The sequence below is a fragment of the Paenibacillus sp. FSL H3-0457 genome, from assembly GCF_037981725.1.
GTDB classification, from domain to species: Bacteria; Bacillota; Bacilli; order Paenibacillales; family Paenibacillaceae; genus Paenibacillus; species Paenibacillus amylolyticus.
Genome location: NZ_CP150283.1, coordinates 1413186 through 1425491, shown reverse-complemented (window position 1 = coordinate 1425491; position 12306 = coordinate 1413186). Strand labels below are relative to the sequence as shown.

Sequence of the window (12306 nt, the reverse complement as noted above, 5' to 3'; positions counted from 1 at the left end):
CTTCTTCAATCGCTCACTCAGCCCAGCTTCTGTCGCTCTTTGCGGGACACAGACAAAGGCTCCATATTAATCAGACCTCGATCTGACAGAGCCAGCGCCATTTTGTAGAAAGCACGTGTACGAATCTTCGTATACGTATCCTTGCTGACAGGCGGATCAAACACATGGTTATACACTTTATAGTCAAACACATCATCGTCTTTCAAATATCGTTCACAGACGAGTACACGTTCCTTTTCACTCAGCCGGGACACAACAAAATCAATCGTATCGCAGTATGCTTGACGCGCGCGCTGCACGTCCACATTGTAGATCGCCGTTCTCGCCGTGGAATCCCCCGTCACATTGGTTGCACCGTGGAAACGCTCGGCATAACTTGCCGTCACCATAACCTCTCGTTCTTCAAATGCAATGGTTTTATAGATACGGTATTTTTCCAGCGCAGCTTCAACAGCTGTTTGCGTTTTGCGTCGGTCCAATTCAGGCAGCATCAATTCCATATTTATCTTCCTCCTTTAGTATTCTTTATAAAATAAATTTCTAATAGTTTCGCATGATCACTCCGATGACAGAACAACCTTGTTAAACATGCAACCACTTCATCTTTAACACTTTCATTTCTCAACTCATATCACTCATTCAATGGTTCACATGAAATTGTTTTGCAATCGTAAACGATGACAAAACGCTCTTATTCATAGAGTTGTCCAGTTTCCTAAAAAAGTAACGACATTTTTTTCAATTTCCCCCTGTTGCCTTTTGGAATCACTCCAAACCGCTATAATCCGGGGAATTCCACTTTTCAGAAGGTGATTACAAAACACACGCTCTGCCTCAACTTTACATTTTGTTCGTATAGTGTTCGTATTTCTATTTGAGGATACCACTTTCTGGAGATCGGAGTAAACCTTCATTTTGGTTCATTTTGACGATAAAATAAAACGTTCGCTCTCATTTCCTATGCCTTTTGGCATAATTGTTTCATATCTCTTTACCTAATGGTATATATACGTTATAGTACTGTTTAATTAATGAACTTCCGTACAAGTCATTTGATTTTTAATATTAAGAAGCTCCCCTTCTCCTTAATGCCGATAAGGTACATATCAAGCGCATACGTAGTGAAGGAGACGGAATCGATTCTGAAGAAGCAAAGCGTTCGCCTTTATCAACGGATTTCACCCTTTAGGAAAGGGAAACAGGAAATCCGGGGATAACAGCGATCAAAAGAACGATCCGAATCCGGAACGGCGCACCCGCAGAGGTTTAGGAGTTGTCGCATTCATCTTTCTTCTTAATATTAATTCAAGTACTTGTACGAATCGAAGGAGTTGGCATAATTGTGGAGCACGCTTTTGGTCCTTATATGAAACAACTGCGCGAGCAACAAGGATACAGCATCAATCAGCTCGCCGAAGCAGCCGGAATAAGCAACTCACAGATATCACGTATTGAGAACGGGGTCCGGGGTGTGCCCAAACCAGCGACCATCCGCAAGATTTCAGATGCACTCTCGGTGCCCTATACAGAGATGATGAAGCAGGCTGGTTATATTGAACCAGGGAGTGCTGCTGAACTTCAGGACGTACCGGAATGGGCTACATACAAAGACCGTCGTGATTTTAAAAAGATGCTGGAGGACGATGATGATCTGATGTTTGACGGCATTCCACTCGATGAAGAGGACAAAAAACGAATCAAGGATGTGCTGACAGGTCTGTTCTGGGAAGCCAAACAGATGAACAAACGCAAAAAGACAGACGAATCGGACAATCGCCCATGAGGCATGACCCACTGAATTTAATAAGGCAGCAGGTGAGATCATATGGATGACATCGTAACAAAGCTGATTCGAAAACACCGGACCAACTGCCCGTTCAGCATTGCCCGCGCGGTTGGAATACAGATTCGTTTCACCAATTTGGGGAAGTCCACCAAGGGACTGTACTTTCGTAAGCTCCGGCGCAGGTTTATCGTCATACACAATGATTTGCCGCCGGAGTGGCAACGGTTCGTGTGCGCCCATGAGCTTGGACACGACCGACTTCATAAAGGGATTAATCGATTCTTTCTGGAGGAACATTCCTATTTTGCTCCAGGCAAGCTGGAAAGACAGGCTAACCGTTTTGCCATTCAATTGCTGACCTCCGGAGTGATGCCTGAACCGGATGAATCTTTGGAGAAATTTTGTTTGCGTACCGGACTGCCGCGTGAAGCGCAGCATTTTTTTTACACTCTTTAAGAACATACGTTCTTTCCGAAGATTATATTTTCCAACAGCAGATTTACATGTCACTTTCAGGTTACTTATTTTTACGTAATTCGCGAGATTTCCTAATAATAGTCTGTTAAAATACTATTTGAGCTGTGTAAACGCTCAAGTAGATTATTATTTTGGGAGGTTTCGGATTCATATGAAAATCTGGAAGAATTACGTTTCACTTCTGCTAACGGTCTGTTTGCTGTTTGGCAGTGTAGGTATTGCCGCAGCTGCAACGGACACCACTCCGGGCACAGGTAAACACATTACCATTCTACATACGAATGATACGCATGCCCGTGCAGTTGAATCTTCACCTGCTATGGGTTTTGCCAAAGTAGCTGGAATCGCTGACAAATATCGTAGCGAAAACCCGAACACACTCTTGCTCGATGCTGGAGATGCTGTGCATGGTACAACATTCGCCACTCTTGTGAATGGTGAGAGCATCGTGAAAGTCATGAATGAAATGGGATACCAAGCCATCGTACCGGGTAACCACGAATTCAACTATGGTTCAGATCGCCTGATCGAACTGGCGGACATGATGAACTTCCCCATGCTGAGTGCCAACGTGAAGAAAAAAGACGGAACACGTCTCTTCGATCCTTACCTCATTAAAGAGGTGGATGGCGTTAAAATTGGTATCATCGCTTTGACTACACCGGAAACGTTGTACAAAACGAATCCAAAAAACGTAGAAGGTCTTGATATTACAGATCCATCTGCGGAAGCCAAAGTTCTGGTAAACGAAATCCGCAGCAAAGTAGATGTTGTTGTGGTATTGGGACACCTTGGACAAGATGCATCCAGCACGGATACTAGCTTTAAAGTTGTTAAAGAAGTTCCTGGCATCGATGTATTCATCGATGGTCACAGCCACACTGTACTGCAAGATGGCCTTGTATCCGATAACGGAACATTGATTGCAAGTGCAGGAGAATACACTAACTACGTAGGTGTCATCGATCTGTGGGTAGATGGTGGTAAAGTAACAAAGAAACAAGCAACATTAATTGATGAAACTGAAGCAAAAGACATCAAACCAAATGAGAAAGTCGCGACTCTCGTGAACTCCATTCAAAAAGAACAAGAACCTATTTTGAAAGAAGAAGTAGCCAATACAGCTATTCTGCTGGATGGTAAACGTGAACAGGTGCGTGCAGGTGAAACTAACCTGGGTGACCTGCTTGCAGATGCCATTCGTGATGTCAGCAAAGCCGATATTGCACTGACTAACGGTGGTGGTATCCGTGCTTCCATCGAAAAAGGAATCGTAACCAAAGGTGATATCATCACAGTGCTTCCTTTTGGTAATCAAGTGGTAACTCTTGAAGTGAAAGGGTCCGATATTCTGGCAGCCCTTGAAGTCGGTGTAGCTTCCTATCCGGAACCAAGCGGTGGATTCCCGCAAGTATCTGGTATCAAGTTCAAAATCGACACTTCCGCTGCTGAAGGTAGCCGTGTACATTCCGTAACCGTGGGCGATAAAGCCCTTGATCCGGAAGCAACATATACACTGGCAACCAATGATTTCACAGCTGTTGGTGGTGACGAATACACCATGTTTGCCAAATATGCTACAACAGGTATGTACGGCGCGTTGGATGAAGCGTTGATTAACTACATGCAAAAGCTTGGCGCTGTAAACATCAAAACAGATGGTCGGATCAGTGAAGCGGTAAAACCTGCAGTAGAGCCGGAAACTCCGGCAACAGAAACACCAGCTCCAACCAAGCCAAAACCAGAAACACCAAAACCGGAAAAACCATCTAAACCAACACCAAGCAAACCAGCTCCAGCTAAACTTCATGTTGTGAAATCCGGAGATTCCCTGTACTCCATCTCCAAACAATACGGCACAACGTGGCAGGCATTGCAAAAGCTGAACCATATCAAAAATCCACACTGGATTTATCCAGGTCAACAATTAAAATTGCCTGCAGCTTCTTAAGCTCAGCAAAGCAAAGTGCATATAGGCATGATCGCTTATAAGGCGCAACAACATAACGAATCAATTTTGTCATAACCAAAAGGGTGTCCCCAAAGCCAGATTACTGGTTAAGGGGACACCCTTTTGTATCTCCGTTCTTAAACATCAATCCACATCAGATACTTGAACATTTCCTGTGGACATATCCTGCTGATCCTGACAATCATCTGAGGCAAAAATAAATCCCAGCCTGGCCTTTACGGACCAACTTTATCATGTGCCTTCGACACCGAACTATATAAGAACTCTCCGGAATGACCGTGTTCATGCGTTTATTGTACATTTAATTTCGACATCTCTATCTTCTCAAAATTGCATACTTGCACATAAATCCGCCTGCGTATGATCATCTTCAAATCCTTAATCATAAAATCATTTGTATACTAAATACAACTATCCAAATATAGTTATTTCGTATGATATTACTCATAAAACCCTATCAATTTATATGCCTATAGCCCTCTTTTTCATGCTCTCATTGGAATTTCAGCAATCAAAATCAGCTACCGCATCATATTCGGTACTATTATATGAACTCATATAATTAACGAATCCACTGAGTTTAGGACGTGAGCTGTTCCTTCACATAAAGCACAGCTTCCTGTGCAGTCAACCCGATTCGTTTCGATTCACCTGATGCTGCAAGTGCGTGTGATCCCAGTTCGACCTGTCCTTCGGCTGCTCCTCGGCCAATAACGATCTGCACAGGCAATCCGATCAGCTCCGCATCCTTGAATTTCACACCTGGACGTTCATCCCGGTCATCAACCAATACCGTGTAACCGCCATCGATCAATTGTTGCTCCAGTTCAAGGGTAAGCTGACGCTGCTGCTCATCCTTCCAACTTACTGTAATCAGATGCACATCATATGGCGCCACAGCAACCGGCCAACGAATGCCGTCATCTCCTGCATATTGTTCAGCTATAGCGGCCATCAGGCGGGATACGCCAATGCCGTAACACCCCATGACTGGCGCACACTGGCGACCATTACGATCCAGGAATGAAGCACCCATGGCATCACTATATTTCGTTCCCAATTTGAATATGTGTCCAACCTCAATACCTTTGGTAAACACAAGTGGTGATCCACATGTTGGACAAGCATCCCCCTCCGCAGCAAAGCGGATTCGTTCTACTCGCTCCAATGCAAAATCAATCCCTGGGCGTACACCGGAAACATGCACATCCACTTCATTGGCTCCTGTAATTGCACTCTTCATCACTGCCACGTCAGCGTCCACCACCATCGGCAGATTTAGTCCAATCGGACCCAGGAATCCTACCTTCAGATTTGGATGAGCCGCAATGGCTGCATCGTCTGCAAGGATCAGTTCCTCTGCCCCCAACACCTGCTTCAATGCGATGTCATTCAGTTCATGATCTCCACGCACAAGCGCAGCGACGAGCTGACCATCCGCCACATAAAGCAGCGTTTTGATCATATGTTCAGCACCTTTGCCCACAAAAGTGGTTAACTCTGCGATCGTACGAACGCCAGGTGTCGAGATACGTACTAGGTTTTCCGCTCCTGAATGTTCAACCGTTTGAAGCGCGGAGTCTGCACTCGCAGAGTCAGCTGGAACTTCCAAGCTTCCTTCTTTTTTCTCCATATCTCCAGAAGTCTGATAATCCGCTTTCTCCAGATTTGCAGCATATCCACAATGTTTGCAGGTTACAATTGTGTCCTCACCCACATCAGCAAGAGCCATGAACTCATGTGTTTCTCCTTGACCGCCAATCGTTCCTGCGTCCGCCTCAACACGGATATAGTCCAGACCACAACGCTCCAGAATGCGACTATACGCCGTGTTCATAGCCTGATAAGTCCGATCAAGCTCTTCCCAGTCCGAAGCAAAAGAGTACGCATCCTTCATGATGAACTCACGTCCACGCAGCAATCCAAATCGAGGACGGCGTTCATCCCGGAACTTGGTTCCGATCTGGTACAGGGTGAATGGCAGCTTACGATACGAACTCACCTCGTCCCGCGCTAAAGCGGTTACGACTTCCTCATGTGTTGGTCCAAGAGCAAATTCCCGTGCATGACGATCCTTCAGACGCATTAATTCAGGACCATACTGTGTGTACCTTCCGGACTCTTCCCACAGTTCGGCTGGCTGCATAATCGGCAGCAACACTTCCTGACATCCAGCACGATCCATCTCTTCACGAACGATCCGTTCAACATTTAACAATATACGCCGTCCGAGGGGCAAGTAACTGTATATCCCTGCTGCCAGTTGGCGAATCATACCGGAACGCAGTAACCAGCGATGTCCCGCTGCATCTGCCTCCGCTGGCGCTTCACGTAATGTTGGGACAAGCATTTCACTTTGACGCATCATAACACACTCCTAATCTTCCTTTTTGTTATTAAATACGGCGCATAAACAGCAAAAAGACACATCCGTCAAGGGACGAATGTGTCGTGGTACCACCCTTATTTAACTGCAAATTAATCCGTTCGCAACCTTTGCGATCTGTAACATGCAGTCCTACGGGGCATAACGGGCCCTGCCGGCGGAGGTTGCAACCCTGTAGGGGCATTCTCTTCCGCAGCTCGCGAGGTAGGAATTTATGAAGCAGCTACAGGAACCTTGCACCACACTGTTCCCTCTCTGTTGAAGCTGGATTGCACAATCATGTCCTCGTTATAACGCTGTTATCATTTTTGACCACATTAGTTCATTTACAAGTAATTGTCAACCAATTAGTCGAATACAACTCCAGAATAATACTCCACTACATCACGAATGAGCATAAACGCATCCCCATTTGTAAGATTGTTCTTGTCAGCAATGCCAGCAAGCGTGTCGGCACTTATAAAGTTTTGCATTTGTAATTGAGCAAGTGCCTGTTCAAGTGAAGTTTCCGTTTCTGAAGATCCCATTGCCAGACATAACATATACGCAGCCTGATCCAACGTTAAAGGTAGGGTTACGGCATTCTCCATATTTGTTAGACCTTGGTCGGCACTGCCTGTGTAGGCTTCTGGAAACATCGCTTGCATTCTTTTCAATTTACTTAAAAATCGTTCTGGATTCATTCCTTTATCCAGTTCCCAACCATCGTTATTATAATTGCCTGAAGTCATATACATACTCGCTGCAGCCAGCAATCCCTTGTAATCCTTATGCTCCATATAATCAGGTTGCTCGAAACGATGTACTTTCAGATCCATCCCCTGATTCTCCAGCATCTTACGTAGTTCAGATGCTCGCTCTTCGGAAGTTGAGAGTTCGCGGAAGGACTCCTTATGGATATATGCCAGCTTGACCGCCGCTCCTGCTGCTTCTCCCTCTGCCATTCCCATTGGGACAACTCTTGCACTACCGTGTGGGATTGTATCAAAACTTGCTGCACGTCCAACGACGAGCAAACCATCAACCTTTAGCGGTACAAGCGAGCGAAAAGGTACACCATATTGAATCGGACTCAACATAATCGTGCCGGGATTTCCAACACTCGTGCTCTGAATATCAATATCGTATGAGCCGTATCCAATGGCATCCCAATGATCACGATTTTCCATGACATCAGCTAATGTTAATCGGTACTCGCCATAGATATGACGTGATTCTCTCACGTAAAGCTCGTCTGCTGTTCCAGCATATTTTAGCCCTGCAAATTCATCATAATTTTTCTTCAGAAAATCAACAATTAGTGGGGCTTCTTTACGCCCGATTTCCAGACCTTTTTTCACAGATATCGGATCTAACGGATCTACCCCAAAGATTTGCATCGTATTAATCAAGATTGTATCATCATTTTGTCTTCCGATATTCAGACTTCGAATCTTAATATGTTGTGGATTGGAGGATTCATATTTTCTAGCATCACCGTACCCCCAAGCACTCATCTTATCAACCCCGGTTCCCTCTCTTTCCCTAAACTTTTGCCATACCTCATCAGTAACACCGCTTAACTTGAATACAAGCGTAGAGACCATTTTGGATTTACCATCTCCAATATCTTGTCTACCTATGGAGTATGGAACTCCTGCAGCGGCTGCAATATCCGCATCTTGCGTTGCATCAATGATGGAGCGGGTTGAAATCTGAACAGTTGTTCCATCTTCTTTAGTTATGCTCATACCCGTTATTGTCGTGTGATCTCCCGTAGATTGTTCAGTAAGGGGGACTAATTCCTTAACATTCATCAACAGGTCAATATTAGGTTCAGAACGAACCATCCGATAGAAAATGTTAGCCGCTGTATTGGTATCAAATGAACTACCCTCGATCTGGTCGAACCATTCCTGGAAGATACCTTTGTTCAAAAAGTCAGGCTGCCGCAAACTACTCAATAACTGCGGTTGTTCAGGGGAATAATTTAGATCCAGCGTATTAAGACCTCCCTCGGTCAACAATCCTCCCAACATGTTGCGATCTCTTGCTTCCACCAGCAATACACGCATCCCATTACGAGCAGCTGATAAGGCAGCAGTAATACCTTCCGGATCCGTTCCGGCTACAATAACGTTATAGGAATCTTTCAGGTTTAGTGTAGATTGCACGTCCTCCAAAGGCTGCCATACATAATTATTATTAAATTTATAATTCTTGTTCCAGATATAGAATGCACCATATGCAGCGCTCATTAAAACAATAAACACACTGGCTATAATTGCTGTTATTTTCAATTTTCTACTAATCAAAGAAACAAACCTCCATATGTACTTTAAATTCAATAATACTAACTTAACTCGTGAACTAGTTTTCCTGTGTTATACCAACAACCGACTAACTTTTTCTCCTTTCCTGCATGAGCATGCTATAAATAATAAAAAACTCCCCAACACTTCAAACGGTGTTAGGAAGTTCTGATAATAAGACGGAAAATTCTACTTTTATGTTGCCATAAATACAAACAAAACATAGGAAAGTCCCTAACTTTCCTCATTATAACGACCACTTTTGGCGAAGTAAAGACTTACCAAAACCGGAAATGCATTAGAAAGATCATTAAACACTCAGACTGTTCGTTAATCCTGACTACAATGAATTCTCTGGCGATGGCTGACATGGCAGCACGTTCCCTGTAATATAGAGAAATAGAAATCTATCACAGGTATTAATCGATAAAGGAGCTTGTCCTATGCCATATATCATATATGATCTTGAATTCACGGTAAGCCGCAATACTCGCTATTCTTCTGAAATTATTGATATCGGTGCCGTCAAAGTTACGGAAAGTGCGGATGGATTGGTCGTAACGGATACGTTCCATACGTATGTTCGTCCTTCCAATAAGTCTGTTCTGTCCACTGACACGATTCAGTTTACAGGTATCACGCAGAAAGATATTGATGCAGCCCCTCTTTTTCCGGCAGCATTGAACCAATTCATTGCCTGGATGGGAAGTGATCCCTATTACATGTGTTCCTGGGGACCCGATGACCGCAGCAAACTGATCTCTCATTGTCGCACCCATCAACTTGATGTGGCCTGGATCACCAATCATAACGATCTCCAGCAACAATGGTCCCGCACCGTTCGTAAAGAAGGCAAGTTCCGTCAACTCGGACTCGCTCAAGCTCTTGAAATCTGTGGAATTGAATTTGATGGTACCCAGCATCGTGCCTTGGATGATGCCATTAATACAGCCAAGGTGTTTATGCATCAATTTGACCGTTTCACTCTGGAAAACAACTGTGCAGCCGATGATGAGGGCATTACTTCCAAAGTTGTCTATTCCAGCTCCACAGAAGATGAAGAGAAAGAATCTCCATTTGGCAATCTGGCAAGCCTTTTCAAAACCAAAGAGTAACCGTCCACAGCACGGTACCTAATCGTGTTTTGGCTTAGGATAGGTGGCATTCTAATCTCAACTTTTATTGTACATTTGTTGCCAATAGTTTAGACGTTCTTTCATCTTGATGCGGCAGATTTCCGGTTCGAGAATTTCCGCATCAGGTCCATATTTAGATATCCATACGAGAAATTCGTCAACATCACTTAATATGGCTTCAAATAACAGGCTACCTTCCGGTTCAATGGTTAGGATGGGTCGCATAAAAAATTGCTCCTGCATCACACGCTCCACAGCATGGGGTGCAAATCGAATTTTGAACGCAGTCCACTCCGTACTTCCCTCGTATGCCCAAGGAATGCGGAAGTGCGATTGCATGAGATAATCCTCTTTGCGAAACGTGCGTGGCAATATCCGTATCTTTTGCAGCCGGCTCACCTGAAATATTCGAAGTTTCTCCGACAGGTGACAATACCCTAACAGCTCAAATCTGTATTCACGAGGGATAAGACAGTAAGGATCTATACGTACGATCCCTTTTTTACCTTGAGACAGATACTCCCCTTCAATGGTGTTCTGTGAAATGCCAGCCTGAAGCAGGGTAATCATGGATTGATTCTGCGAATCGTTGTTTTCATTTTGCCATGCGGGCAATCCCGCTTTGAACAATCCACTAATTTGCTCCGACCATTCCACTCGTTCTGTTTTGTTTTTCTGACTCGCAGCAACCACTTTCTCATAAGCGCTCTCAAAAGCAGGTTTCAGCAAAGGACGAATATTCTCCATAACTTCAGCAAGATGCATGAAGGCTTGGGCTTCTTCATCAGACCAATTTAGCGGATACATGGCAAATTGGCTGATAAACATGTACCCTTGCCCGTGTCCCATATTGGCGATCGGGATATGCATTGCACTGAGGGCCTCCATGTCGCGGTATATCGTCCTTTCCGTCGTCTCGCATCGCTGGGCGAGCTCACGTGCCAGTATGCCTGGCTTCGCCTGCACCAGCGTTATAATGCGCATTAATCGGATTAGTCGGTCTGTCATTTTGCCGGACCCTCCACGATGTTGTTTCAATAAATTTGATACAACTCCATCCATTGTTTAATATGATATTGATACATACATTCGACCTTCTCCTAAACTTCACCTTCAAATATGTAGACTCTCTCTATACCGTTACCACCTGAAATCAACCCTATTCCCCTAATATCTTTTTTTCACGGTCATGATATCCTGTTGTAAACGTTATCTCATAGTGATAACGCAACTTTTCAACGATCTCGGCTTCCGCGTAATAGTCCAGATCTTGCTTCCGCGCAGCTTCAATTAACAAGGCATCAGCATGACGACGTAACATATTACTTCCCTCTTGAACCCGGCCTCTTTCGTAGGCGCGCAGGGCTTGTTTGATCAGGGGCACGGTTTCACTTAATTTGATCGTCTTCTCCACCTTGGGATCTTCGGGCTGTCTCAGCATGCCCAGATGACTGGTGTACTGAATATACAGCTGTTCTCTTCGTAACAATACACGTTGACTTTGCTTCAACTTCCTTGTGCTCCAGTAGGCTGAACATACGGCAGCTTTTCCTGATACACGGGGTCCCATGAAGAATTCAAGCAAAATTTGCTTGCTTTCCCCCTTATACATATCGCCAAGTCTCAGTACCCAGCCAATATCCGTTTCCTTGGAACGACATCCATAGATACCTTTTAGCTGTACTCCATATTCCGGTTTGAGCAAAAGTTCCAAATCTCTTGATACAATTTTGGGTGCTATTTTCCTAAGTCTTTTGGCAGGGGCACCGTTACGCCACTCTACCATCATATATACGGGGTCGGCTCCCCCTGTCGGTATGGCCTCTTTATTCCACGAATAAGATACTTCAAAGACTGAGTTCACTGGTAGTCTCTCCCCCGATTTATGTGTATTATCTTCTAAGTTATCAGGGTGAATGGACACTATATTGTCACGGAACACATGTTCTCATTAAATTTTTCCAATATATTAGTTTTATATCCCTAAATCCGTCTCAATACGACAATAAACGACGAAAAAGCCTGGCATTATGCCAAGCTTATCAATCACTTATCTATGACAAGTCCCAAATTAAACAGTAGGATGATCGATTCCCATTTTGTGTAAATATTGTACACCGTCTACTTCGTTTACCGGTGCATAGGTGACACTGTCAATGACCAGCTTACGCCCTACTGGCTCTCCATTAACAGTGATCATAATTGTTTTGGTTGATGTGTTCTGATCTGTTGTGTACATATGTTTCTACTCCTTCATG

General features: G+C 44.3%; 10 protein-coding genes. 4 read left to right on the top strand and 6 right to left on the bottom strand.

All coding sequences use genetic code 11. The annotated features are described in order from the left end of the window. Window positions 1-17 precede the first annotated feature (17 nt). On the bottom strand, window positions 18-500 hold the full coding sequence (locus MHH25_RS06320; RefSeq protein WP_017690187.1) for an ArpU family phage packaging/lysis transcriptional regulator: 483 nt from the start codon (window positions 498-500) through the stop codon (window positions 18-20). Window positions 501-1339: 839 nt separating this feature from the next. On the opposite strand from MHH25_RS06320, the gene MHH25_RS06315 reads away from it, so the two are divergent. From MHH25_RS06315 to MHH25_RS06305, 3 genes are all read left to right on the top strand, one after another. Beyond that, window positions 1340-1783, top strand: a complete 444-nt coding sequence (locus tag MHH25_RS06315; RefSeq protein ID WP_082219000.1) for a helix-turn-helix domain-containing protein — start codon at window positions 1340-1342, stop codon at window positions 1781-1783. Window positions 1784-1825: 42 nt separating this feature from the next. Next, window positions 1826-2242, top strand: coding sequence for an ImmA/IrrE family metallo-endopeptidase (locus tag MHH25_RS06310; RefSeq protein ID WP_017690190.1), 417 nt, complete (start codon window positions 1826-1828; stop codon window positions 2240-2242). Between the two features lie 172 nt (window positions 2243-2414). Continuing rightward, window positions 2415-4214 carry a 5'-nucleotidase C-terminal domain-containing protein gene (locus MHH25_RS06305; RefSeq protein WP_340019500.1) on the top strand — a complete coding sequence of 600 codons (1800 nt, stop codon included), beginning with the start codon at window positions 2415-2417 and terminating at the stop codon, window positions 4212-4214. A 601-nt stretch (window positions 4215-4815) separates the two neighbouring features. On the opposite strand, the gene MHH25_RS06300 is transcribed toward MHH25_RS06305, so the two are convergent. Continuing rightward, entirely contained in the window at window positions 4816-6600 is a 1785-nt protein-coding gene (locus MHH25_RS06300; RefSeq protein ID WP_340020458.1) for a proline--tRNA ligase, read from the bottom strand. A 368-nt stretch (window positions 6601-6968) separates the two neighbouring features. Continuing rightward, the gene (locus MHH25_RS06295; protein WP_340019499.1) at window positions 6969-8915 is read right to left on the bottom strand and encodes an FAD-dependent oxidoreductase; all 1947 of its coding nucleotides are present in this window, start codon (window positions 8913-8915) and stop codon (window positions 6969-6971) included. 440 nt (window positions 8916-9355) lie between these two features. On the opposite strand from MHH25_RS06295, the gene MHH25_RS06290 reads away from it, so the two are divergent. After that, the gene (locus MHH25_RS06290; RefSeq protein ID WP_017690193.1) at window positions 9356-10027 is read left to right on the top strand and encodes a 3'-5' exonuclease; all 672 of its coding nucleotides are present in this window, start codon (window positions 9356-9358) and stop codon (window positions 10025-10027) included. Window positions 10028-10084: 57 nt separating this feature from the next. On the opposite strand, the gene MHH25_RS06285 is transcribed toward MHH25_RS06290, so the two are convergent. The 3 genes from MHH25_RS06285 to MHH25_RS06275 form a co-directional block, all read right to left on the bottom strand. Beyond that, complete coding sequence (locus MHH25_RS06285; protein ID WP_340019498.1) at window positions 10085-11056, bottom strand: WYL domain-containing protein; 972 nt, start codon at window positions 11054-11056, stop codon at window positions 10085-10087. Between the two features lie 151 nt (window positions 11057-11207). Next, window positions 11208-11912: a hypothetical protein gene (locus tag MHH25_RS06280; protein ID WP_340019497.1), complete on the bottom strand. Its 705-nt coding sequence runs from the start codon at window positions 11910-11912 to the stop codon at window positions 11208-11210. Window positions 11913-12119: 207 nt separating this feature from the next. Next, the gene (locus MHH25_RS06275; RefSeq protein ID WP_340019496.1) at window positions 12120-12287 is read right to left on the bottom strand and encodes a hypothetical protein; all 168 of its coding nucleotides are present in this window, start codon (window positions 12285-12287) and stop codon (window positions 12120-12122) included. Window positions 12288-12306 lie beyond the last annotated feature (19 nt).